The 24,301-nt window shown below is 70.2% G+C and carries 21 protein-coding genes; 10 read left to right on the forward strand and 11 right to left on the reverse strand.

Translation table 11 applies throughout. The features are described 5' to 3' along the window. Positions 1–178 precede the first annotated feature (178 nt). Positions 179–1,147 carry a GlxA family transcriptional regulator gene (locus OG496_RS09560; RefSeq protein ID WP_405970427.1) on the forward strand — a complete coding sequence of 323 codons (969 nt, stop codon included), beginning with the start codon at positions 179–181 and terminating at the stop codon, positions 1,145–1,147. A gap of 22 nt (positions 1,148–1,169) precedes the next feature. Here OG496_RS09560 and OG496_RS09565 read toward each other — a convergent pair whose 3' ends face one another. Next, positions 1,170–1,853, reverse strand: a complete 684-nt coding sequence (locus tag OG496_RS09565) for a TetR family transcriptional regulator (protein WP_405970428.1) — start codon at positions 1,851–1,853, stop codon at positions 1,170–1,172. Positions 1,854–1,912: 59 nt separating this feature from the next. Here OG496_RS09565 and OG496_RS09570 point away from each other — a divergent pair, with 59 nt between their 5' ends. Next, positions 1,913–2,776, forward strand: a complete 864-nt coding sequence (locus OG496_RS09570) for an SDR family NAD(P)-dependent oxidoreductase (RefSeq protein ID WP_405970429.1) — start codon at positions 1,913–1,915, stop codon at positions 2,774–2,776. A 97-nt stretch (positions 2,777–2,873) separates the two neighbouring features. Here OG496_RS09570 and OG496_RS09575 read toward each other — a convergent pair whose 3' ends face one another. The 3 genes from OG496_RS09575 to OG496_RS09585 form a co-directional block, all read right to left on the reverse strand. Then, on the reverse strand, positions 2,874–4,259 hold the full coding sequence (locus OG496_RS09575) for a cation:dicarboxylate symporter family transporter (protein WP_405970430.1): 1,386 nt from the start codon (positions 4,257–4,259) through the stop codon (positions 2,874–2,876). A gap of 174 nt (positions 4,260–4,433) precedes the next feature. Then, positions 4,434–6,095 carry a peptide-N4-asparagine amidase gene (locus OG496_RS09580; RefSeq protein ID WP_405970431.1) on the reverse strand — a complete coding sequence of 554 codons (1,662 nt, stop codon included), beginning with the start codon at positions 6,093–6,095 and terminating at the stop codon, positions 4,434–4,436. A gap of 10 nt (positions 6,096–6,105) precedes the next feature. After that, entirely contained in the window at positions 6,106–6,867 is a 762-nt protein-coding gene (locus OG496_RS09585; protein ID WP_405970432.1) for a L,D-transpeptidase family protein, read from the reverse strand. A 226-nt stretch (positions 6,868–7,093) separates the two neighbouring features. On the opposite strand from OG496_RS09585, the gene OG496_RS09590 reads away from it, so the two are divergent. The 4 genes from OG496_RS09590 to OG496_RS09605 all read left to right on the forward strand — a co-directional run bounded on the left by OG496_RS09590 (position 7,094) and on the right by OG496_RS09605 (position 11,979). Then, the gene (locus OG496_RS09590; RefSeq protein WP_405970433.1) at positions 7,094–9,106 is read left to right on the forward strand and encodes an ABC transporter ATP-binding protein; all 2,013 of its coding nucleotides are present in this window, start codon (positions 7,094–7,096) and stop codon (positions 9,104–9,106) included. Next, positions 9,103–10,884 carry an ABC transporter ATP-binding protein gene (locus OG496_RS09595; RefSeq protein WP_405970434.1) on the forward strand — a complete coding sequence of 594 codons (1,782 nt, stop codon included), beginning with the start codon at positions 9,103–9,105 and terminating at the stop codon, positions 10,882–10,884. Before OG496_RS09590 ends, OG496_RS09595 begins: the two co-directional genes overlap by 4 nt. 294 nt (positions 10,885–11,178) lie before the next feature. Beyond that, the gene (locus OG496_RS09600; RefSeq protein ID WP_405970435.1) at positions 11,179–11,655 is read left to right on the forward strand and encodes a DUF5709 domain-containing protein; all 477 of its coding nucleotides are present in this window, start codon (positions 11,179–11,181) and stop codon (positions 11,653–11,655) included. A 51-nt stretch (positions 11,656–11,706) separates the two neighbouring features. Continuing rightward, on the forward strand, positions 11,707–11,979 hold the full coding sequence (locus tag OG496_RS09605; RefSeq protein WP_405970436.1) for a type B 50S ribosomal protein L31: 273 nt from the start codon (positions 11,707–11,709) through the stop codon (positions 11,977–11,979). A gap of 38 nt (positions 11,980–12,017) precedes the next feature. Here the strand turns inward: OG496_RS09605 and OG496_RS09610 are convergent, their stop codons facing one another. Then, complete coding sequence (locus OG496_RS09610) at positions 12,018–12,809, reverse strand: metal-dependent hydrolase (protein WP_366498595.1); 792 nt, start codon at positions 12,807–12,809, stop codon at positions 12,018–12,020. 145 nt (positions 12,810–12,954) lie between these two features. Between OG496_RS09610 and OG496_RS09615 the strand changes: the two genes are divergently transcribed. Together OG496_RS09615 and OG496_RS09620 are read left to right on the forward strand one after the other, a co-directional pair. Further along, entirely contained in the window at positions 12,955–15,468 is a 2,514-nt protein-coding gene (locus OG496_RS09615; RefSeq protein WP_405970437.1) for a DUF3516 domain-containing protein, read from the forward strand. 19 nt (positions 15,469–15,487) lie between these two features. Beyond that, positions 15,488–16,351, forward strand: a complete 864-nt coding sequence (locus OG496_RS09620) for an acyl-CoA thioesterase II (RefSeq protein WP_327405782.1) — start codon at positions 15,488–15,490, stop codon at positions 16,349–16,351. A 24-nt stretch (positions 16,352–16,375) separates the two neighbouring features. Here OG496_RS09620 and OG496_RS09625 read toward each other — a convergent pair whose 3' ends face one another. Beyond that, entirely contained in the window at positions 16,376–17,383 is a 1,008-nt protein-coding gene (locus OG496_RS09625; RefSeq protein WP_405970438.1) for a DUF6397 family protein, read from the reverse strand. Positions 17,384–17,808: 425 nt separating this feature from the next. Between OG496_RS09625 and OG496_RS09630 the strand changes: the two genes are divergently transcribed. After that, positions 17,809–19,053, forward strand: coding sequence for an IS110 family transposase (locus tag OG496_RS09630; RefSeq protein WP_405969281.1), 1,245 nt, complete (start codon positions 17,809–17,811; stop codon positions 19,051–19,053). Positions 19,054–19,141: 88 nt separating this feature from the next. On the opposite strand, the gene OG496_RS09635 is transcribed toward OG496_RS09630, so the two are convergent. After that, on the reverse strand, positions 19,142–19,555 hold the full coding sequence (locus OG496_RS09635; RefSeq protein ID WP_366498591.1) for a roadblock/LC7 domain-containing protein: 414 nt from the start codon (positions 19,553–19,555) through the stop codon (positions 19,142–19,144). A gap of 92 nt (positions 19,556–19,647) precedes the next feature. On the opposite strand from OG496_RS09635, the gene OG496_RS09640 reads away from it, so the two are divergent. Beyond that, a complete protein-coding gene (locus OG496_RS09640) occupies positions 19,648–20,076 on the forward strand; it encodes a PPOX class F420-dependent oxidoreductase (protein WP_405970439.1) in 429 nt (142 codons plus the stop codon). Positions 20,077–20,086: 10 nt separating this feature from the next. On the opposite strand, the gene OG496_RS09645 is transcribed toward OG496_RS09640, so the two are convergent. The 4 genes from OG496_RS09645 to OG496_RS09660 all read right to left on the reverse strand — a co-directional run bounded on the left by OG496_RS09645 (position 20,087) and on the right by OG496_RS09660 (position 24,271). After that, positions 20,087–20,692 carry an ATP/GTP-binding protein gene (locus OG496_RS09645; protein WP_366498589.1) on the reverse strand — a complete coding sequence of 202 codons (606 nt, stop codon included), beginning with the start codon at positions 20,690–20,692 and terminating at the stop codon, positions 20,087–20,089. A 183-nt stretch (positions 20,693–20,875) separates the two neighbouring features. Further along, complete coding sequence (locus OG496_RS09650) at positions 20,876–21,289, reverse strand: DUF742 domain-containing protein (protein ID WP_366498588.1); 414 nt, start codon at positions 21,287–21,289, stop codon at positions 20,876–20,878. 22 nt (positions 21,290–21,311) lie between these two features. Then, positions 21,312–21,749, reverse strand: a complete 438-nt coding sequence (locus tag OG496_RS09655; protein ID WP_328684891.1) for a roadblock/LC7 domain-containing protein — start codon at positions 21,747–21,749, stop codon at positions 21,312–21,314. Further along, positions 21,746–24,271: a nitrate- and nitrite sensing domain-containing protein gene (locus OG496_RS09660; RefSeq protein WP_405970440.1), complete on the reverse strand. Its 2,526-nt coding sequence runs from the start codon at positions 24,269–24,271 to the stop codon at positions 21,746–21,748. The genes OG496_RS09655 and OG496_RS09660 overlap by 4 nt, the downstream gene beginning before the upstream one ends. Positions 24,272–24,301 lie beyond the last annotated feature (30 nt).

Raw genomic sequence — 24,301 nt, forward strand, 5'->3', positions numbered from 1 at the left:
CCTCTCCTCGATGCCGCGCGACTCGATGCCCTGTCAATCGATGCCGTATGACCCCAGGATCGTCAGCGACGTACGCTGGGGCCATGTCCTCACAGCCAGAAAAACCACAGATTCAGACATGGCTTCAGGCGTGGCTTGAGACGCGGCTTGAGACGTGGGCTGAGACGTGGCTTCCGGCATGACACACCGGGTCGGATTCCTCGTCTTCGACGGCGTGACCATGCTCGACGTCAGCGGCCCCGCCGAGGTACTGCACCAGTCGGGCCGGCTCGGCCACCCCTACGAGCTGGTGCTGGTCTCGCCCCACGGCGGCACCGTGACCGCCTCGAACGGGCTGACGCTGACCGGTACGGTGACCGCGGCCGACGCCGGTCCGGTCGACACGGTCGTCGTCGCCGGGGGCGACCGGCTGGCCCAACAGCCCGCCGAGGAAGGACTGTTGACCGCGACCCGTACCCTCACCGAGCACGCCGTCCGGGTCACGTCCGTCTGCACGGGCGCCTTCGTCCTCGCCCAACTCGGCCTGCTGGACGGCCGGTCGGCCACGACCCACTGGCGGCACGCCGGGACACTGGCCCACCGCTACCCCCTCGTGCGCGTCGAGCCGGACGCCATCCACATCCGCGACGGGCGCTTCGTCACCTCGGCGGGCATCAGCGCCGGGATCGACCTGGCGCTCGCCCTCGTCGAGGACGACCACGGAGCGGACGTGGCCAGGGACATCGCGCGCGAGCTGGTCGTCTTCATGCAACGCCCGGGCGGGCAGTCGCAGTTCTCCGCCGCGACCGCCATCCCACCACCGCGCACCGATCCGCTACGGTCACTGATCGCCTCGGTGTTGGCGGACCCGGCCGCCGACCACAGCCTGCCCGCCATGGCGGCGACCGCGGCCGTCAGCCCCCGCCACCTGACGCGGCTCTTCCGCACGGAACTCGGTACCACGCCCGCCCGTTGGGTCGAACGGGTCCGTCTCGACCGCGCCCAGCATCTCCTGCTCGAAGGCCACAGCGTCACCTCCGCGGCGCACCACAGCGGCCTGGGCACCGACGAGACCCTCCGCCGCGCCTTCGCCCGCCACTTGGACACGACGCCGACGCACTATCGCAGCCGGTTCGCGAGCACACGCGGCCAGTCGCCTACGCCGTGAGCTGTGGCCTGCGGGCTTCAACTCACGCTTGCCCGGACGGTTGTGTCGGCGTCGCAGCAGCCCGCAGCCCTGTCAGCAACGCGGCCAGAATGCGGGTCAGTTGGGGTTCGACGTCGACCAGCGCGTGCGCCAACTCGGGACGGGATTCATAGAGCGTTCGGAGGCGGGTACCGGGAGCGGCCATCTGCAACAGCGCCCCTGCCATGCTCGTCGCCGTGGCGATCACATCGATGGCCGAACGCTCGGTGATCGCGAGTATCCGGCACAACTCGCTTACCAGCGAGGCGACTACGCCGAGTACGACCGTCTTGAACTCGTAGACCGAGTCGAGCGAGACGTTGCGTTCCAGGTTCAACGGCGCCTGAGCCAGCAGGTCGCAGAAGAACGGCCGCGCGACGAGCGTCCGCGCGATGACGGCGGCGACCGCGTCGGAATCTCCATCGGCGACCTCACCCAACCGCACCCGAAGAACCGCCGACCAGTCCTCCCAGCCTTCTGCGGTCAGCGCCAGGAAGATCTGCTCCCGGGTCTCGAAGTACCGAAGCATCGCGGACTTGTGCATGCCGACGGCGGCGGCGATGTCCGTGAGCGTGACCTCGCGCACGCTGCGTTCGGCGCCGAGGGATCTGGCGGCGTCGAGGATCGCCCTCTCGCGCTGTTGCTTGGCCGCCGCACTTCGGGCGCGTTGGGGACTGGGCGTACTCATGACTCAGAGCATAGCGCAACACGGTTGCACTAATAACGAAACAGTGTTTTGCTAGAGGCATGACTCAGACATGGTTCATCACCGGTTCGTCCCGCGGCTTCGGCCGCAACCTCACCGTCGCGGCCCTGGAGGCCGGCGACCAGGTCGTCGCGACGGCACGCAAGCCGGAGCAGCTCGACGACCTCGTGGAGAAGTACGGCGACCGCGTACTCCCCGTCGCGCTCGACGTCACCGACCGGGCAGCGGCAACAACCGCTCTACAGGCGGGGGCCGACCGCTTCGGCGGGATCGACGTGGTCGTCAACAACGCCGGATACGCCAATCTCTCCCCGGTCGAGACGACACCCGAGGACGACTTCCGCCGCCAGTTCGACACGAACTTCTGGGGCGTCTACAACGTCTCGACGGCGGCGATCCCGTTCCTGAGGGCGCGGGGCGCGGGCACGGTCGTACAGTTCTCGTCCATCGGCGGCCGGGTCGGCGGCAATCCCGGGCTCGGGTCGTACCAGGCGGCGAAGTTCGCGGTCGACGGCTTCACGCGCGTGCTCGCGGCCGAGACCGCGCCGTTCGGCATCAGGTACCTCGTCGTGGAACCGGGCGGGTTCGCGACCGACTGGGCCGGTTCGTCGATGCAGATCCCGGATGTGACGCCTGAGTACGACGAGACCGTCGGCGCGATGATCCGCCTCTTCGACGGTCCCGTGGTCGCCGCGGGCGACCCGAAGCGCGCCGGGGAGATCCTGGTCCGCATCGTCAAGCAGCCGAACCTCCCCTCCCACCTCCTCCTGGGCGTCGCTGCCGTAGAGATGGCGCAGAGTTACTCACGCGACCAGATCGCGCAGGCGGCCACATGGGATTCGGTGAGCCGCTCGGCCGACTTCGACCAGGACTACCCGGTCGACCTCATAGCCACCGAGGCGTAGGAAACCGCCCCACCCGGTCACCGAAAAACGGGCCGCGACTCCCCCACCGTAGAAACGGAGCAGGAGCCGCAGCCCGCCACGGCGAACTGACGCAGTCTCAACTGGCCTCGGGGGCAGTCTCCTTGACGCGCTGCGCGGGGATCTCCGCCTCTTCCGGCACACCCTCTTCTTCTACGGCTTCTTCTACGTCCGTGATCTCTCCGTCGAGGACTTTCTTGGCCTTCTCGATGTCGAGGGCGCCCTCCCAGCGGGAGACCGCGAAGACGGCGACGCAGTTGCCGAGGAGGTTGGTGACGACGCGCATCGAGTCCATGATGCGGTCCACGCCGAGGAGCAGGGCGACCGCGCCGGCGGGGATCGCGCCCAGCGAGGAGGCGGTCGCGGACAGGGCGAGGAAGGCGGAACCGGGGATGCCGGCCATGCCCTTGCTGGTGAGCATGAGCACCAGGACGACGGTGATCTGCTGGCCGAGGCTGAGGTCGACGCCCACGGCCTGGGCGATGAACAGCGTGCCGATGGAGAGGTAGAGGGAGGCGCCGTCGAGGTTGAAGGAGTAGCCGGTGGGCAGCACCAGGCCGACCGCGTCGTCCCGGGCGCCGGCTTTGCGCAGCTTCTGCATCACGCGCGGCATGACGGACTCGGTGGAGGCGGTGCCGAGCGCGAGGAGCATCTCCTCACGGATGTAACGGAGGAACTTCCACAGGCTGAGCCCGGTGACCAGCCGCAGGGCGACGGCGAGCAGCGCGACGAAGAGCGCGGCGGCGACATAGCAGAGGATGATCAGCTTGGCGTAGGTCTTGATCACGCCGAGCCCGTACTGGCCGACGAGGACGGCCATCGCGCCGAACACGGCCAGCGGGGCGAGCCGCATGACGAAGCCGACGATCGCGAAGATGATCTCCTGGGCCTGCTCGATGGCGGGCAGGACCTGCGGCACCTTGGTGTGGCCGAGGTGGAGCAGCGCGGCGCCCACCAGGCAGGCCAGGATGAGGACTTGGAGCAGGGAGTTCTCGGCGAAGGCGCCGATGAAGCTGGTGGGCAGCGCGTTGACGATGAACTCGGTCGTCGAGGGCAGCGCGGCGCCGCCCGTCTTCGCGTCCACCGCCGAGGTGTTGAGCGTGGCCGGGTCGACGTGCATCCCGGAGCCGGGCTGGACGACGTTGGCGAGGACCAGACCGATGATCAGTGCCGCGGTGCTGGCGACCTCGAACCAGATCAGCGCCTTGAGGCCGATCCGGCCGAAGGCCTTGAGGTCGCCGGCCTTGGCGATACCGACGACGACCACACAGAACACGAGCGGCGAGATGATCGTCTTGATGAGCCGGGTGAATCCGTCGCCGAGAGGCTGGAGGTCCGTGGCCACGTCGGGCCACAGCTTTCCGACGAGGATGCCGAGGACGAGCGCGCAGGCGACCTGCGCGAAGAGTGAGGTACGCAGTATGCGTGCGACGCGTCGCGGCAGAGGCGGGACGGACGGCGGCACGGGCACTCCTTGAGGGGGGACGGTCGTTCGCGGAAATCGAATGGGGGCGACTTCTGCGATACGGAAAGCGGCTTCCGAGTGGACACTTTGAAGCCGTTGTTGATCGTCCGGAAAACCTCCGTGTGACGGCCGTGTAAATCACACATCTGGGTGACGCATCGCACGCACAGCAGGTCAGCAGCCGCTGTGGTCCTCGGTGAGCACCCCCTGCGCGGTCGTCAGCGAACGGTCGTAGCAGCCGCCCGAGCCGTACAGCCGGTATCGCTCACTCGACGTCCCGACCGCGTGCCGCTGGTCGCGGGGCACGTTCAGCGTGTAGGTCGCGTCCCCGGTGTAGGTGTCGTCGAGCCGTGACCACCCGGTCCGCCGCCCGTCCCGAGTGTCGACGACCGCCGCCCGGTCGCCGAGCGTGAGAACGGTACGCAGCCGGTCGTCCGTCCCGATCGTCGTCGCACCGTTCATCGTGTACGTCCGGTGCGTGGCCGTCGTCCGGGCCGGTCCACGCCCGTCGACGGTCACCGACTCGTCGTCCGTCCAGGTCGCGTCGAGCCCGTCCATGTTCTCGCCGTCGGTCCAACGGTGCACGGAGGTGTTCGCGAGCGTCCGGTCGACGGTGGTCCGCACCCGGCCGTGCGAGGTGTCGACGTATCCGGCCGTCGTCAGCCGATGGCCCGCGTCGGTGTCCACGCGCTCCTCCGAACCGGGCGTGTACGTCGAGGAGTTGGCGAGCTCGCCCACCCGGTCGAGGGTGAGCTTCCCGGTGACGTGGGCGCGCTGCGCGTCCTGCCAGACGAGTACGTTCACCGGCGCGCTCCACCCGCTCTGCCCCTCGGGCACACCCACGACGGAGACGTCGACGCGGTGCGGGCGGCCGTCGTTGAGCAGCCCGGCGAAGGGTGTGAGGTCGTATTCGATCGGCTTGACGTCGAAGGCGCGCGGGCCGGGAATGACGTACCAGAGGAAGGGGTCGGACCAGCCGCCGGTCCACACGTTCGGGAACGGCGCGGCGATTCCCGCGAGTTGGCCGTCGACCTTGATCTGCACCTCGCGGTAGGGGCCCTTGTCGGCCTGGCAGGAGTACGGCGCCGAGTCGGGCACGGCGAGGTACCAGAACTCCTCGCAGCCGCCGCCGGATCCGGTGGCGTAGACCTCGGCGACGATGCGTTCGGTGTTGCGCGGGGTGGTGAGGGTCGAGTCGGCGGCGAGGGTGAGGACGCGGTCGGGGGTCTGCGCCGCGGCCGGCCTGCCCTCGTAGAACGTCAGTGTGGCCTTGACGCCGATGACTCCGGTGTACGTGTCGTCGACGACGTTGCCGATGAGCATCTCGACGTCCTGCGCGCTGCGGAAGGTGGCGCTGTAGCGGGTGACGTCCTTCTCGACGGACCAGGCGATGCCGTCGGGCGAGGGCTCCGGCGTGGAGGTACGGAGGATCTCGACCCCTCCGACGTGCAGATAGCCGAGTCGGTCGTACTGCCGGCCCTTGACCGTGCCGTCGAGGCGCAGCACGACCTTGCTCCAGTGGTCGCCGCAGGCCTTGGGCGGTGTGTAGGTGCCCTGGTACGGGGTGAAGTCGCGGAACTCGGTGTCGGCGAGGGTGACTTGGCAGGACTTCGTCGCGGGCTTGGCGATGGGCGGGGCGGCGGTGAGGGGGTCGTGCCAGTCGGTGCCGAACTCGGCCGGGACGTCGGCGACTTGGGTCTTTGTATCGACCGACTGGGTCTTCGTATCGGCCACTTGGGCCTTCGTGTCGGCCGCCTGGGCGGGGCTCGCTCCGAGGAGGGTGCTCGCCAGGAGGGTCGCTCCGGCGAGCATGGACATGACTATCCGGCTTCTCATGGGCGGTGTTCTACCCCTTGAGGTCCGCCCTGTCCCCCATCAGCACCACGGGATGCCGGGCCGGGTCGAGCGTGCGCAGCAGGTACTCCATCGCCTCTTTGGACAGACTGACGCAGGCCGACGTACCGCTGCCGTGGTCCAGGTGCAGCCAGATCCCGCCACCCTTGTCCTCGCCCTCGGGCTGCTCCGCGTCGTCGGGCGGGGTGCCCGGGACGCGGTTGTAGTCGATGGCGATGACGTAGTCGAAGTCGTGCCAGTGCGACTCGTCCCAGTCGCGCGGCGCCTCGTACGACTCGTCCTGGGAGTACGGGAGCGCCGTGCCCGGGTCGTCGAGCACACCGCCCGCGGCGGTCAGCGTGAACACGCCGACGGGGCTGCGCTTGTCGCCGAGGTGGTGGTCGGTGGTCCAGCCCAGTTTTCCGTTGTGCGCGGGCCAACTGGCGGCCCGGGCCCAGGTATTGCCGTTCTTGGTGAACAGGACGGCGGTGGAGTCCGGGGAGTCCTTGCCGTTGCCGTAGACCGTCAGGACCTGGCTCGTGTCGGTGGGGACGGCGCGCTGGAGCCGGTCGCCGACGTCCGGGATGCGGGTCGGGTCCGGGGCGGAGGTGGTAACGGCCGGTCTCGGGTGGGTCGCCTGCGCGCCGGGTCTCCCTTCCGTGCCACCGGGGTGCCCGGTGTGCGCGCCGCCGCACGCGGACAGGGTCGTCATCGTCAGGAGGGAACCGAGAGCCGCCATCGCGACCGTCGCACGTCGTGTGCCGCCACTCTGCATCGGACCATGGTCACATCGCATTCGGTGGCATTGCGTGAGGTCACGGACATCTCGCCCCTGATGGGTGAACGCCGGTTCTGGCCCCCGGCGGGGAAAACCGCTTGCTTCCGACCACGCTGCGACGCGAACCTTTCACGGTTTGTTGCCGTACTCCGCTCGTGGTGTGTTGCCGCGCTCCACGCTTCCTCCCTCCCCCTTCCCGTCTGACAAGAGCCACTGGGACGTCATGCAGATTCAAGACCTTCCGTATCCCGACCCGGGTGTGCCGGACGCGCGCTCGGGGCCCCGATTCCTGTGGTGGCTCGGCCGGAATCAGCTCGGTGGACAGTTCAGGTCCCTGGCCTGGGGGCTGCTGCACTTCGTGTCCGTCTCCGCGCTGCCGTTCTGTGTGGGGTTCGCCGTGCAGGCCGTGGTCGACCGCTCCGGGAGCCGGCTGGCCCTGACCGGCGGGCTGATGGTGCTGTGCGGGGCGGGCATCGCCGTGGGCGACACCTTCCTCCACCGGGCCGCCGTCACCAACTGGATCACGGCCGCCGCCCGCGTCCAGCAACTGCTGGCCCGCCAGGCGGCCCACCTCGGCTCGGCGCTGACCCGGCGGGTCGCCGCCGGTGAGGTCGTGGCCGTGTCCACGGGTGACGTCGAGAAGATCGGCTGGTTCGTGGAGGCGCTGTCCCGCTTCCTGGCCGCCGCGCTGACGCTCGTCATCGCGTGCGTCGGGCTGTTCCTGTACCAGCCCGCGCTCGGTGTCGTCGTCGCCGTGGGCGTGCCCGTGCTGGCGGTCTCCGTGCTGCCGCTGCTGCCCCGCGCCACCCGGCGCGCGGACGTGCAGCGCGAGAAGGCGGGCCGCGCCACCGAACTCGCCTCCGACACCGTCGCCGGCCTGCGGGTGCTGCGCGGCATCGGCGGCGAGGAACTGTTCCTCGACCGCTACCGCCGTGCCTCCCAGGAGGTGCGCCACGCGGCCGTGCGCAGTGCCCGGATGTGGGCGGTCATCTCCGCGATCCAGGTGCTGATGCCGGGGCTGCTGCTGATCGCGATCGTCTGGCACGGCGTGCGGCTCGCCCGCGAGGGACGGGTCACCGTCGGCGAACTGGTCACCGTCTACAGCGCGGTGATGATCATGTCCTACCCGCTGCGGCACTTCGAGGAGATCGCCATGGCGTACTCCTTCTCCCGGCCCTCGGCCAAACGCGCGGCACGCGTGCTGTCCCTGGAGCGGGTCACCGACACCGGGGGGACGCGCGCGGCCGAGGTGCCCGCCGGGGATCTGTACGACCCGGACACCGGTCTGCTCGCTCCCTCCGGCCGGCTCACCGCCGTGGTGTGCGGCGACCCGGACGCGGCCGGGCGGCTGGCGGAACGCCTCGGCGGACACCCCGCCGAGGAGGGCGTCTCCGTGCTCCTGGACGGCGTACCGCTCGACGAGCTCCCCCTCGACTCGGCGCGCACCGCCGTCCTCGTCCAGGACAAGGACCCGGTGCTGCTGTCCGGTTCGCTGCGCGAGCTGCTCGACGTGCCCGCCTCGGGTGCGGTCGGCGCGGAGGAGGCCCTGGCCGCCGCGCAGTGCGGGGACGTGCTGGTGGCGCTCGCGCAGGGCTCGCTCGACACCGAGGACCCGATGGACGCCCGCATCACCGAACGCGGACGCTCCCTCTCCGGCGGCCAGCGCCAACGGCTCGCCCTGGCGCGGTCGTTGATCACGGACCCGGAGGTCCTCGTCCTGGACGAGCCGACCTCCGCCGTCGACTCCCACACCGAGGCCCGGATCGCCGACGGCGTACGGGAGTTGAGGACCGGCCGGACCACGGTGGTGTTCACCTCCTCGCCCCTGCTCCTGGACCACGCGGACCGGGTCGTGCTGGTGCACGAGGGAGAGGTGGTGGCGGTCGGCGCCCACCGCGACCTGCTCCGGAGCGAGCCCCGGTACCGGGCGGTGGTGACGCGCGAGACCGAGGAGGAGTCCGTGTCGCGAGAGGCGCTGGACGACGAACAGGCCTCCCTGCGGGGTGAGTTGGCATCCCGTGCGGCCCCGCTCCGGCGTGCCGTGGAACACGACGAGGGCACCGCTCCGCAAGGCGCCGCGGCACACGACAAGGCCCCTGCGCGGGGCGAGTCGAACCATGACGAGGCTCCTCTCCGGGGTGCCGAGGACGACGACGGAGGCTCACTGCGGGCCGCCTTGGACGACGACGAAGCCGCTCTGCGGAGCGCACTGGAAGAAATCGAGGAGAGCGCATGATCGGCGTGGCACCCCCGGCCTACGACCCGGCGGCCCCGACCACGGCGAACACCCTGCCGGTCGGCGCCCCCGCGACCGTACGCGCCTACGTGTCCGAACTGTTCCACCGGCACCGCCGTGCCTTCCTCCTTCTCGTCACCGTGAACACGGTCGCCGTGATCGCCTCGATGGTGGGCCCTTATCTGCTCGGCGATCTCGTCGAGCGGGTGTCGGACGGCGCGCGGGAACTCCATCTCGGCCTGACCATCGGAGTGTTCGTGGTCGCACTCGCCGTCCAGGCCCTGTTCATCCGGCAGGTGCGGTTGCGCGGCGCGATGCTCGGCGAGCGGATGCTGGCCGACCTGCGCGAGGACTTCCTCGTCCGGTCGGTCGGGCTGCCGCCGGGCGTCCTGGAACGGGCGGGCACCGGCGACCTCCTGTCCCGCATCACCACCGACATCGACCGGCTCGCCAACGCGATGCGGGAAGCCGTGCCGCAACTGGCGATCGGTGTGGTCTGGGCGGTGCTGCTGATCGGCGGTCTCGTCGTCACCGTGCCACCGCTGGCGCCCGCCGTGCTGATCGCGGTCCCGGTGCTGGTGATCGGCTGCCGCTGGTACTTCAAGCGCGCACCGGCCGGCTACCGCTCCGAGGCCGCCGGGTACGCCGCCGTGGCCGCGGCCCTCGCCGAGACCGTGGACGCCGGCCGCACCGTCGAGGCCCACCGCCTCGGCGACCGGCGCATCGCCCTCTCGGAGCGCCGCGTCAAGGAGTGGACCGCCTGGGAGAACTACACGCTCTGGCTGCGGTCGGTGCTCTTCCCGGTCATCAACGTCACCCATGTCACGGTGCTCTGCTCGGTCCTGATGCTCGGCGGGGTGTTCGTCCTGCAGGGCTGGATCGGGGTGGGCGAACTGACGACGGGCGCCCTCATCGCGCAGATGCTCGTCGACCCGGTGAACCTGATCCTGCGCTGGTACGACGAGCTCCAGGTCGCCCAGGTCTCGCTGGCCCGGCTGGTCGGCGTCCGCGACATCGAGCCCGACGCCGGGGACGCCGCGCTGTCCCCCGACGGCCGGGACGTGCACGCGGACCGGGTGCACTTCGGCTACCGCGAGGGCGTCGACGTGCTGCGCAAGGTGTCCCTGGAGGTCGCGCCCGGCACCCGGCTGGCCCTGGTCGGTCCCTCGGGCGCGGGCAAGTCCACCCTGGGCAGGCTGCTCGCCGGCATCTACGCGCCCCGGGACGGCCGGATCACCCTCGGCGGCGCCGAACTCTCCCGGATGACCGCGGAACACGTCCGCTCCCATGTGGCCCTCGTCAACCAGGAACACCACGTCTTCGTGGGCTCCCTGCGCGACAACCTCCTGCTCGCCCGGACCGACGCGGCGGACGCCGAGCTGTGGGCGGCGCTGGGCGCGGTCGACGCGGACGGGTGGGCGCGGGCACTGGACGACGGCCTGGACACCGAGGTCGGCTCTGGCGGGCTCGCGCTCACCCCGGCCCAGGCCCAGCAGATCGCGCTGGCCCGGCTGGTGCTGGCCGATCCGCACACGCTGGTCCTGGACGAGGCGACCTCGCTCCTCGACCCGCGTGCGGCCCGGCACCTCGAACGGTCCCTGGCCCGTGTCCTCGACGGCCGCACGGTCGTCGCGATCGCCCACCGTCTGCACACCGCCCATGACGCGGACGTCATCGCCGTCGTCGAGAACGGACGGATCAGCGAGCTGGGGAGCCATGACGAGCTGGTGGCGGCGGAGGGGGCGTACGCGGCGTTGTGGCGGTCGTGGCACGGGTAGCTCCGCTGGTCGAGCGGTGCCTGGGGTGCGGGTCGGTGGGGGCTGGTCGCGCCCACGCGGCGGAGCCGCACATGGCACAGCCCCGCGCCCCTTTCGGGGCGCTGTACCGCACCGGAACCGGACGCCTGCCGTTGCGCCCGGGGGAAAAGGGGTGGAAGGCTGGGGAGCGGCACCGGTTCGGGGAGTGCCCGGGGACCATGTGGTTCGTGCCGGGCGCCGACTGTGCCCCGCACAGCGGCGAACCGCCGCCGACCGCGGTGAGAACGGGCCGGTCCCCACCACCTGGAGGTACCCGTGAACAGCGCCGACGGATGGGGAGACGACGTCTACCAGCCCGACGGATCCGAGGTGCAGGACGACGCGGGTCTGCTCGACGCGGAGGACACCCTGATGGCCGACGGTGTCGAGGACCCCCTCGACCGCGGCTGGTCCCCGCCGGATCGCCCCTGGGCGGTGGAACGCGACGACGTGACGGCCGCGGCGCGCGAGCACGGCGAGACGCTCGACCAGCGCCTCGCCGAGGAGGTCCCGGATCTCACCGTGTCCGACAGCGACGGCCTCGGCGACTCCGAGGACACCGACGGCGAACTCCGGGACATCGAGGTCGGTGACGTCCGCTCGGGCCGGCTCGTGGCACCCGACGAAGGAGCACACGAGGACGAGGAGAGCGGCCTGATCGCCACGGACGTGGGCATCGACGGTGCCGCCGCCTCCGCCGAGGAGGCCGCGATGCACATCGTCGACGAGGACGAGGACTCCCTCTACGGCTGACCTCGCCGCCCCTTCGCCGTCCACCGCACCACCGTCGCAGGAGGAGCAGCCATGCAGCAGGACAAGCAGCCCGACTACCACGCCGTGGTCTTCCGGGACCGCGCCGCCGGATACGCGTTCCTGACCCGGTCCACCGCGACCAGCGACCGGACCATCGAGTGGGACGACGGCGAGACCTACCCGGTCGTGGACGTGGAGATCTCCTCGGAGAGCCACCCCTTCTACACCGGCAAGGCGCGGACGGTGGACACGGAGGGCCGCATCGCCCAGTTCGAGCGGCGCTACGGCGGCGGCGAGGCTGGCCAGGGTTCCGGCGGGGCGTAGGCCACTGCCCGCGCCGAAGCCGGAACCGGCGCCGGGCCTCAGATCACGTTGAGCGCCGCCGCGCAGCCCACTCCCCCGAGGAGTATGAACACCGGCATCAGCACCTTGAGCTCGACCCAGCTGCCCGCGCGGAACCGCATCACCTTCGGCGGCCCGATCGGGTACCAGCGCTTGCGGCCCAGCGGGATCGGCCACAGGATCGGGCAGCCGGAGACGGTCAGCGCGTCCCCGATGTCGTGCACCAGCGCACCCAGCACGACCGGCAGTCCCAGCCACAGGTACTGGTGCTGGTCCGTGAACAGCCAGTCCGAACCGTTGCCCGGCTTGTCCAGCACTCCGGCCAGGATCCACGCGCTGGTCGCCGCCAGCAGCCACACCAGGATGTCGCTGCTGGAGCCGCGGGCCGCCCGCCACAGCAGGCCCTCGATGGCCAGCACCATGTGCACGAAGAGGATCACCAACACCCCCCAGCGACCGCCCATGATCGCCACGGCCGCGCTCCCCGCCCCGATCAGGACCGCCCACAACCAGGTATGGGTAAGGGTGCGGTGCCCTCCGGAGCGGCGCGGGTCGCCCTGCTTCCTGGTCCCCTTGTACGCGGCGTACGAGAGCTTGTCGACGATCTCGCACAAAGCCTTGGAGACGGGTCCGAAGGCCCGGGAGATGGTCGCCGCCTTGTGGTCGAGGTCCGGGGCGAGCGCGGCGCCGGCACAGATCAGGGCGCCGACCAGGATCACCGGCCAGGGCATCGGATGCCCAGCCGCGGCGGTCGCCGCTCCGACGCCGAGCCAGGCCGCCGCTCCCGACAGTGAGTGTGCTGGTCCCATCATGGCCGTTCCCCGCCCCATTCCTCTTACGCCGCCGGTCAGTTGCTCGGGCGCCCTGACACTCCGTCGGCGACACAGCGTAGCGGTAGCGATCTTCGTCCCCGCAGCCGATTCCCCCATCGGCCACGGCGCCAGGCAAGATGGGGTCGTGACCCTCATCGACCAGTTGCCGCCGACCGCAGATCCCGACGCCCTCTACGAAGCCTTCGAGTCGTGGGCCAAGGAGCGCGGTCTCACGCTCTACCCCCATCAGGAGGAGGCGCTGATCGAGGTGGTCTCCGGTGCGAACGTGATCGTGTCGACGCCCACCGGCTCCGGCAAGAGCATGATCGCCGCCGGTGCGCACTTCGCCGCGCTGGCCCGGGACGAGGTCACCTTCTACACCGCCCCGATCAAGGCGCTGGTCTCGGAGAAGTTCTTCGAGCTGTGCAAGATGTTCGGCACCGAGAACGTCGGCATGCTGACCGGCGACGCGTCCGTCAACTCCGATGCCCCGATCATCTGCTGCACGGCGGAGGTTCTCGCGTCGATCGCGCTGCGGGACGGCAGGCACGCGGACGTCGGCCAGGTCGTCATGGACGAGTTCCACTTCTACGCGGAGGCGGACCGCGGCTGGGCCTGGCAGATCCCGATCCTGGAACTGCCGCAGGCGCAGTTCATCCTGATGTCGGCCACGCTCGGCGACGTCGCGATGTTCGAGAAGGACCTCACCCGCCGCACCGGGCGCCCCACGTCGGTGGTCCGCTCGGCGACCCGGCCGGTGCCGCTGTCCTACGAGTACAGGCTGACCCCGCTCACCGAGACCCTGACGGAGCTGCTGGAGACCAGGCAGGCGCCGGTCTACATCGTGCACTTCACCCAGGCGCAGGCCGTGGAGCGGGCGCAGGCGCTGATGAGCATCAACATGTGCTCGCGCGAGGAGAAGGACCAGATCGCCGAGCTGATCGGCAACTTCCGCTTCACCACCAAGTTCGGCCGCAACCTGTCCCGTTACGTGCGGCACGGCATCGGTGTGCACCACGCCGGCATGCTGCCCAAGTACCGGCGCCTGGTGGAGAAGCTCGCGCAGGCGGGCCTGTTGAAGGTCATCTGCGGTACGGACACGCTCGGGGTGGGCGTCAACGTGCCCATCCGCACGGTGCTGTTCACGGCGCTGGCCAAGTACGACGGCATCCGGGTGCGCACGCTGCGCGCCCGTGAGTTCCACCAGATCGCGGGCCGCGCCGGACGGGCCGGCTTCGACACGGCGGGTCTGGTGGTCGCGCAGGCCCCCGAGCACGTGGTCGAGAACGAGAAGGCGCTCGCCAAGGCGGGCGACGACCCGAAGAAGCGCCGGAAGGTCGTCCGCAAGAAGGCGCCCGAGGGCTTCGTCGGCTGGTCGGACAGCACCTTCGAGAAGCTCATCACCTCCGATCCGGAACCGCTGACGTCCCGCTTCCGGGTCACGCACACGATGCTGCTGTCGGTGATCGCCCGCCCCGGCAACGCCTTCGACGCGATGCGGCATCTCCTGGAGGACAACCACGAGCCGCGCAAGCAGCAGTTGCGGCACATCCGGCGCGCGATCGCCATCTACCGCTCGCTCCTGGACGGCGGCATCGTCGAGAAGCTCGACACCCCGGACTCCGAGGGCCGCATCGTGCGCCTCACCGTCGATCTGCAGCAGGACTTCGCCCTCAACCAGCCGCTGTCGACCTTCGCGCTCGCCGCGTTCGAGCTGCTGGACCCCGAATCGCCTTCGTACGCGCTGGACATGGTGTCCGTCGTCGAGTCCACGCTCGACGACCCGCGGCAGATCCTCGCCGCCCAGCAGAACAAGGCGCGCGGCGAGGCAGTGGCCGCGATGAAGGCGGACGGCGTCGAGTACGAGGACCGCATGGAGCGCCTCCAGGACGTCAGCTACCCCAAGCCGCTGGAGGAGCTGCTCTTCCACGCGTACAACACGTACCGCAAGAGCCACCCGTGGGTCGGCGACCACCCGCTGTCCCCGAAGTCCGTGATCCGTGACATGTACGAACGGGCCATGTCCTTCACGGAGTTGACCTCGTACTACGAGCTGGCCCGCACCGAGGGCATCGTGCTGCGCTACCTCGCCGGTGCCTTCAAGGCCCTCGACCACACCGTCCCGGACGACCTCAAGTCCGAGGACCTGCAGGATCTGATCGCCTGGCTCGGCGAGATGGTGCGCCAGGTCGACTCCAGCCTGCTGGACGAGTGGGAGCAGCTCGCCAACCCGGCGGAGATGACCGCCGAGGAGGCGCAGGAGAAGGCCGACCAGGTCAAGCCGGTCACCGCGAACGCGCGTGCCTTCCGTGTCCTCGTCCGCAACGCGATGTTCCGTCGCGTCGAACTCGCCGCCCTCGACCATGTCGACGAGCTGGGCGAGTTGGACGCCGAGGCGGGCTGGGACGCGGACGCCTGGGGCGAGGCGATGGACAAGTACTGGGACGAGTACGAGGACCTCGGCACCGGCCCCGACGCCCGCGGACCCAAGCTCCTGCTCATCGAGGAGGAGCCCCAGCACAACCTGTGGCGCGTTCGGCAGATTTTCGCCGACCCGAACGGCGATCATGACTGGGGCATCAGCGCGGAGATCGATCTCGCGGCCTCCGACACGGAGGGCCGTGCGGTCGTCCGTGTCACCGACGTCGGCCAGCTGTGAGCACAGGAGAATCCCACCCATGACGAACCCGGCAGAGCGGCTCGTCGACCTGCTCGACCTGGAGCAGATCGAGGTCAACATCTTCCGTGGCCGCAGCCCGCACGAGTCCCTGCAGCGGGTCTTCGGCGGCCAGGTCGCGGGCCAGGCGCTGGTCGCCGCGGGGCGCACCACGGAGGGCGACCGGCCCGTGCACTCGCTGCACGCGTACTTCCTGCGCCCGGGCCGGCCGGGCGTGCCGATCGTGTACCAGGTCGAGCGGGTGCGGGACGGGAGGTCGTTCACCACCCGTCGGGTCACCGGCGTGCAGCAGGGCCGCACGATCTTCAATCTCACCGCCTCCTTCCACAAGCCTGAGCAAGGTCCCTTCGAGCACCAGCTGCCGGCCCGCGAGGTCCCGGACCCGGAGTCCCTGCCGACGGTGTCGGAGGAGGTCCGGGCCCATCTGGGCGTACTGCCCGAGCAGTTGGAGCGGATGGCACGCCGTCAACCCTTCGACATCCGGTACGCCGACGGGCTGCGCTGGAGCGCCGAGGAGATCAAGGACGCCGAGCCGCGCAGCGCGGTGTGGATGCGCGCGGTCGGGCCGCTCGGCGACGATCCGCTGGTGCACACCTGCGCGCTGACGTACGCCAGCGACATGACGCTCCTGGACGCCGTCCGCATCCCCGTGGAACCTCTGTGGGGACCGCGGAACTTCGACATGGCGTCGCTGGACCACGCCATGTGGTTCCACCGGCCGTTCCGCGCGGACGAGTGGTTCCTGTACGACCAGGAGTCCCCGATCGCGACGGGCGGCCGCGGTCTGGCCCGCGGACGCATCTACGACCTGGAGGGACGCCTGCTCGTCTCGGTCGTCCAGGAAGGGCTGTTCAGAGCGCTGTAACTGGTGGACGTGCTGCGCTGTGGCTCACGCGCTTCTGCGGCGCAGCCAGCCCAGCATGCCGCGTGATCGCTGGGGTTCCGGCCCCGGTTCCTGCTCCGGCGGGCGCTCGCTCAGGGACAACAGCGGTCCGACGGGTTCGGCGGTCGGCGGCGATCCAGCCGGTTCGCCGGTCGCTCGTGATGCAGTCAGTTCGCCGGTCGGTCGTGGTGCGGCCCGTTCGACGGTCGACCGTGGCGCGGTCGGTTCCGCTGTCGGTCGTGGCGCGGGGCGGTGGCCGCGTGCCTCGTCCAGCACCTGGGCCAGATCCGCTCGCAGCCAGCTGATCTCGTCCGGGTCCTCCGCAGTCATGATCCGCTCGGAGAGGTGGGCGGCTGGCGATCCCGGAGCCCCGTGGGCGGGCGGGTCGGGCCGGAAGCGGTTCAAGTAGGCGCGCTCGTACGGGTCTTGGACCATCTCCGCGACCTGGACGGGATCGAGCAGCGCGGCCAGGGCGCCGGCGCGCTCCCACGGGCCGTCGGCCTGGCGGAGCAGGAACCCGAGATGCCGTCCGCGCCAGTTGCGGGGCCGTAGGTCCAGGCCCTCTTGCAGTTGGTCCCTCATTCCCTCGGGTGTACGGCCGTTCAGTAGGGCGGTGTGGTTCTTGTCGGCCGCGAACTGCCGTAGTTCTTCGGCGAGATAGAGCCAGACAACGGCCCGATAGCGGTTGAGATAAAACCTCACCGGCACCACCAGTCCCAGCCGGGCGAGGCGGGTGAACCTGGCGGAAGTGACCTGCATGAGGGCCGCGCCGTCCGTGGTGCCCACGGTCCTGACGCTTTCCAGGAGCGTTTCGGGGAATCCGTCCGCCGAGCGTAGCCGGTCGATCTCGGCGTGGGCGACGCGTCGGCCGCCGCCGTCTTCGTCGGGCGCGGTGCGGATGCGTCCGAGGTGTACGGCGAGGTCGAACTCGCCTCGCTTGAGCCCCAGTTCCCGTGCCGCGCGACTGGGCGCGCACGAGAGGTCGGACGGTTTGGTGATGGTGTTTCCTGCCATGGTCGATCTCCCCCGCGGAGTCCAATGCTCACGCTGTGTGCGTTTGCGATGAACAAACCGTAACCGGATCGGCGGATCTCGTGGCAGGCCTGTGGATAACTCTGCGGAGGCCAGTGAAGTTGCAGGTCAGCGACTCAGCGCACCTTCGGTGCGCGCCGGGGGCGTGGTAAATCCCGTGGCGCGCGCCGGAGATGCTTCTGTCTGCCCTGACGTGGGCCGATGTCGGTCCGGGACGCTGGAGGGGTTCGTTCCGGCCGAAACCGGTGCTTCTGTGATGCCGGTGAGCTCGCAGGTCAGCGTGGTACTGGGGGCCGTCCACGGGAACCGTGGAGTGTTGCTGTGAGCACGTGCGTCAGAATTCCTGATTCACCTTGGCCCTCCCGGAACGGCATACGGGTCCGTCCGGCGAGGGAGGGAGCAAGACCGTGGACGTGCTGCACGAACGCTGCGCCGGCCTCGACATCAGCAAGAAGGACGCCAAGGTCTGCATCCGCACCCCGAGTCCGAAGCGGCGGGGGTCCTTCACGACCGAGACCACGACGTGGGGATCGACGACGAACGCGGTCCTGGATCTGCGGGACCATCTGCTCGCCGCACGGGTGACGCTGGTGGTGATCGAGGCGACCTCGGACTACTGGAAGCCGTTCCACTACGTGCTGTCCGAGGGCCTGAACGTGATCCTGGTCAACGCCCGGCAGGTCAAGAACCTGCCAGGCCGCAAGACGGACGTCTCGGACGCGGCCTGGCTGGCCCAGCTCGGCGCCCACGGACTGGTCAGGCCCTCCTTCGTCCCGCCTCAGCCGGTGCGCGAGTTGCGGGACCTGACCCGGGCCCGGACCACCGCCACCCGTGAACGAAGCCGTGTGGTCCAGCGGCTGGAGAAACTGCTGGAGGACACCGGCATCAAACTGTCCGCGGTCGCCTCCGACATCATGGGCGTCTCCGGCCGGGCCATGCTCGAAGCCCTCATCCGCGGCGAAGGCGACCCCCAGACCCTCGCGGACCTGGCCAAACGCAGGCTCCGCAACAAGATCCCTGAACTCACCGAGGCCCTGACCGGACGCTTCCGCGAACACCACGCGTTCCTGACCCGCCTCCACCTGGACCAGTACGACCAGCTCACCACGATGATCGACCAGCTCAGCGAACGCATCGAAGAGGCGATGGCCCCCTTTCGCGGCGCCCTCGACCTGCTCGACACCATCCCCGGCATCAACCAGGCCGTCGCCGAAGTGATCATCGCGGAGACCGGCGGCGACATGAGCCGGTTCGCCTCCGCCAAACACCTCGCTTCCTGGGCCGGGGTCTGCCCCGGCCACCACGAGTCGGCCGGCCGCACCAAGAACACGAAGGTCCGCCCCGGAAATCCATATCTCAAAGGCGCTCTCGGCCTCGCCGCGTTCGGCGCGGTGAGAACCAAGGAAACCTACCTCGCCGCCCGTTACAAGCGGCTGACCGCACGCCGCGGCCCGCTCAGGGCACTGGTCGCCGTCGAGCACTCGATCATCACCGCGATCTGGCACATGCTGAGCGATCACGTCGGCTACCAGGAACTCGGCGGCACCTACTTCACCCAACGTGATCCCGAACGGGCCACCCGCCGCGCGATCACCGCACTCAACCAGCTCGGATACACCGTCACCCTCAACCCGCGGGAGACCGCAGTCTGACCGGCAGTCCCGGACACCCAGCGACCTTTTACGGCCACCGGGCACCCAGCCCTGCCCACACCCACCCTGACCTGCTGCTATTTACGCGTCAGAGGTCTGTGACGGGGGTCCGCTCGGGCTGTCGGGCGTCCACGCCGAGGTGCTCGCCGACGCGGTTGACGAGGAGGGTCATCTCGTAGGCGATCTGGCCGATGTCCGCGTCCGCGCCGCTGAGGACGCACAGACAGCTGCCGCTCCCCGCGGCGGTGACGAACAGGACGGCGTCGTCGAACTCGATCATCGTCTGGCGCACACTGCCCGCGCCGAAGTGGCGTCCCGAGCCCTTGGCCAGGCTGTGCAGTCCGGACGAGACGGCGGCGAGGTGTTCGGCGTCCTCGCGGCGCAGTCCCGTGCTCGCGCCCGTCACCAGTCCGTCGTTGGACAGGACCAGGGCGTGGCGTACGTGCTCGACGCGCTCGGTCAGATCGTCCAGCAGCCAGCTCAGTCCCTGGTTCTGTGCCATGTTCCGGCCTCCCCGTGTCGCCTCTCCCCCTGGCCGGAGGATCTCCCGTCAGCCTTCCCCACCTCCGTCGCCCGGGCAAGGAGGATAGGGGCATGGCACAGAAGATGACCGACGAGGAATGGCGGGCGTTCGTCTCGCACGGCACGCGCACCGGCAAGCTGTCGACCGTACGCGCCGATGGGAGCCCTCATGTGGCGCCGATCTGGTTCCTGCTGGACGGCGACGATGTGGTGTTCAACACCGCGAAGGAAACGGTAAAAGGGCGCAATCTGGCCCGTGACGGGCGAGTCGCCCTGTGCGTGGACGACGATCAGCCGCCGTTCGACTTCGTGGTGCTGCAGGGGCGCGCCGCATTGTCGGAGGAGCCGGGCGAACTCCGGTACTGGGCCGCCCGGATCGGGGCCCGCTACATGGGCGAGGAGCGCGCCGAGGAGTTCGGTGCCCGCAACGGGGTCCCGGGCGAACTCCTCGTCCGCGTCACGGTCGAGAAGGTCCTGGCACAGAAGGGCATTTCGGAGTGAGATGCCCCCGTCAGCCCACCGAGTCGAGCATCCGGGCGGTGTGCATCCGCCCGGCGTACTCGACGAGCCGGATCAGCACCTCCTTCCCCGAGTCCCGGTCACGGGCGTCGCAGAGGACCACGGGTGTCCCCTGGTCGAGGTCCAGGGCGCGGGAGACATCCCTGGCGCCGTAACTGCGGGAGCCCGTGAAGCAGTTGACGGCCACCACGAACGGGATGTGCCGGTGCTCGAAGTAGTCGACCGCGGGGAAGCAGTCCTCAAGTCGCCGGGTGTCCGCGAGGACCACGGCCCCCAGGGCGCCCTGCGACAGTTCGTCCCACAGGAACCAGAAGCGGTCCTGGCCCGGTGTTCCGAACAGGTAGAGGGAGAGGCCGGACCTGATGGTGATGCGGCCGAAGTCCATGGCGACGGTCGTCGTGACCTTCTGGTCCACGCCGTCGGTGTCGTCCACCGACTGACCGGCCTCGCTGAGGAGTTCCTCGGTGCGCAGCGGCCTGATCTCGCTGACCGCGCCCACCATGGTGGTCTTGCCCACGCCGAATCCGCCGGCGACCAGGATCTTCAACGCCAGGGCGGTCGTCTCGCCGTCCTCGGCGTCGGAGTGCTCGGAGACCATCGATCACTTCTCTCGGGAGTGCCGGAAACGCTCGACGTCCGTAGGTGTGCATCGTGGCAAGTGCGGCCTCACCCTGGGGAGGTTGGACCACTATTTGCCCGATGTGACCGCCTCGCACCGGTTCGATGAGCGAAAGGAGGCGCAAGTGGGCGTCGTACGCGTTCGAGTGGTTCTGAAGTTTCGTCACAGTGCCCGTAGTCCCTCGATCACCTCGCGCAGAATCCGTTCGTCGGGCAGCTGCGCGGGCGGCACCGGACGGCTGACGGTGACGCAGCCGAGCTCCAGGAGGTCGCCCAGGAGCACCCGGACGACTCCCAGCGGAAGGTCTGCTCCGGCGGCGAGTTCGGCGACGGACTGTGTTTCGGGGCGGCACAGGTCGATGAGGGCCCGGTGTTCCGGTCCGAGCCCGGTGTCGTCGTCGAAGCCGGGCGCGCCCGTGTCCAGCGTGACGAGCGCGATCAGGTCGAAACGCACCCCCGTAGGGCCTGGTTTGGTACGTCCGCCCGTCATCGCGTAGGGGCGGACGAGAGGCCCGGCTTCCTGGTCGTACCACTGGCTGCCCGGCTCGCGCTGGGCGCCGGTCGTGTCTTCGGTCATCGGAACGGATCGCTCTCTCGCCTCATCCGGCTGCGGGCGGCCGCGCACCGACGCGCGGCGGCGTGTAGAGATGCTCGCCGACGCGCTTGACCAGCCGCGCCATCTCGTATGCCACCAGGCCTATGTCGGCTGTGACGGCGGTGAGGACGGCGAGGCAGGAACCGTCCCCGGCGGCGGCCACGAACAGGAATCCGTCGTCCATCTCCACCATGGTCTGCCGTACTCCGCCGGCTCCGAAGTGCCGCCCCGCGCCCTTGGCCAGGCTGTGGAATCCGGAGGCGACCGCGGCGAGGTGTTCGGCGTCCTCGCGCCTGAGGTCGGTCGACGCGCCGACGGCGAGGCCGTCGTTGGAGAGCACCACGACATGCCGTACTTCGCTCACGCGCAGCACCAGGTCGTCCAGCAGCCAGTCGAGTTCGCCGGACCGCTGGGCGGCCCTCATGCTCGGGTCCTGGATCACGCGGGGTCTCCTTCGCTGCTGTCGCTGCCCGTTGCGGGGCCTGGGGTGGCACCGCGGCCCGGTTGTCTGCCGCCGCCGCGCGTCCAGCCCTCGCGGTAGGCCGACATCCGGTCCCGTACGGCCTCCGGGGTGCGGTGCTCGTCGCGCGGGGCGGATGGCGCCCGTTCCCGTTCCGCGGTGGGCTGTTCGCGGAGCTGGGGGGCGAGGTGCGCCTGGCGTACGCGGCGTGGGAGGTCGTCGTTCTCGTCGGTCCCTTCGGCGTCCTCGGGGGGACGGTGCAGTCGCAAGGTGGTGACTCCGGGAGGCGGGGTGTCGTTCGCCGACTCCGCCGCAGCCCGTGTGGAGACCGCCAGGGCGGGCCGGTCGGCCGAGGCCGGGACGGACTCCTGGTGCCGGGGCGCGGTGGGCACGCGCGCGTACTCGCGTTCCACGGCCCGCTCCCCGTCCTCGACCGCCGCGCGCGGGGCACGTTCCGCCGCGCCGCCGCGCAGCAGCGCCGTCGGCAGCAGAACGACCGCCGTCGTCCCGCCGTAGGGCGAGGTCCGCAGGTGGACCTTGATGCCGTGGCGGGCGGCGAGCCTGCTGACCACGAAGAGGCCGAGCCGGTCGCTGTCGAAGAGGTCGAGGGTCTCGGACTGTTCGATGCGGCGGTTGGCGTCACTCAGGGACTCCGTGCCCATGCCGAGGCCCCGGTCCTCGACCTCTACGGCGTAGCCGTTGCCGACGGGTTCGCCGGTGACCCGCACGCGTGTGTGCGGCGGCGAGAACTGGGCGGCGTTCTCCACGATCTCGGCGAGCAGGTGCGTGAGGTCGGCGACGGCGGCGCCGACGACGGACGCTTCGGGGAGTTGGCGTACCTCCACGCGCGCGTAGTCCTCGACCTCGGAGACGGCCGCGCGGACGACGTTGGTCAGCGAGACCGGCATGCGCCAGGCCCGGCCGGGTGCCGCCCCGGAGAGGATGATCAGGCTCTCGGCGTGCCGTCGCATACGGGTGGTGAGGTGGTCGAGGCGGAACAGGTCGCTCAGTTCGTTCGGGTCCTCGGAGCGGCGCTCCATGCTGTCCAGAAGGCTGAGTTGACGGTGCACCAGGACCTGGCTGCGGCGGGCGAGGTTGACGAAGACCCCGGAGATGCCGCTGGCGAGTTCGGCACGTTCGACGGCGGCGCGCAGGGCAGCGCGGTGCACCGTACCGAGGGCTTCGGCGACCTGTCCGATCTCGTCCTCCGAGGGCGACCCGGGCGGGGCCTCCGCCCTGACATCGATCTCCTCCCCCGCACGCAACCTCCGCATGGCCTCGGGGAGTTTGTGGCGGGCGATCCCCAGCGCATCGTTGCGCAGGCTCACGAGTTCGACGACGAGACCGCGTCCGATGCGCACCGAGATGACGAGCGACGCGATGACGGCGGCGAGGCCGAGCAGGACCGCGGCACCGGCGGAGGTGAGCAGCCCGCGGGTGAAGGGATCGGCGCGGTCGGCGACCCCGCTGCCCGCGTCCGACTCGATGCTGCGCATGCCGTCCTGCACGCGTGTGTGCGCGTTGTTCCAGGTGGTCTCCGGAGCCGCGGCGATCGCCCTGGTAGCCGAGTCGGTGGCGAGGACCTTGTCCTCGACGGTGCCGACCGCAACGTAGGCGCTGGTGTCGGCGAGGTGCTGCCAGGCGGCGCTTTCGGAGCCGCGCAGGTCCTCGACGGCGGAGTCCGTGAGGGTACGTCGGGTGTCGACGGCCCCGGTGAACAGCCTCAGCCGCTCCCCGTCGAGCCTGCCGTCGAGACGGGCGCCGGCGAGCATCACGTCCTCCTGGGACAGTGATTCCCCGGCCCGGGAGAACTCCAGGAGCACGCGCGCGTCGGATCCGAGGTCGGCGTCCTGGATCCCGGTGAGCGCCCCGCCCACGGCGAAGGCCGTCGCGATGGTCTTCGTGTACTGCCCGTAGGTCTCGTCCCATCCCGCGCGGTGGCCGAGCACGTCGGTCCGCAGTGAGCGCAGTTGCTCGGCTCCGGTGACGAAGGTCTTCAGGCGACGGGCGACTCCGGCGGGCAGTTCCTCGCCGTCGGCAACGGTGTTGTCGTCGCCGAGCCGCAACCTGGCGACCGCCCGGTCCGTGCTCGCCGCGAGCTTCTTCAGGTCTCCGCTCTGCTCGGCGTCGGGGTCGGTCGCGTAGCGCACGGCGGCCGACCGCTCGGCCTGCAGCGCCGCCACGGCGGCCGCGACGGGGCTGCGCACCGCGGAGTCCACGCGCTGCAACTGCCGTAGCCGGGAGACGTCCTGGGCGGTGCTGACGGTGGCGTACGCCCACAGGGCGAGCAGGGAGACGACCGGCACCATCAGGAGGCAGACGATCTTGGCCCGTACGGTGCGGGGGCGCATCCGCCATCGTCCCGCGCGCGGGGGTATGTCCTCCGACGAGGCGTCCAGGGGATCGTCGAAGAGTTCGTCGGCGGGTGGTCCGGCGTGCGCGCGACGACCGCGCACGGGCGGCGTCTCGGCGCCGGCTCTCGGGGTCCTACGGGGGGTACGCATGGCCTCCTCGCTCGGAAGTGGTTTCAGGGG

The organism is Streptomyces sp. NBC_00988, from assembly GCF_045162645.1.
Classification (GTDB): Bacteria; Actinomycetota; Actinomycetes; order Streptomycetales; family Streptomycetaceae; genus Streptomyces.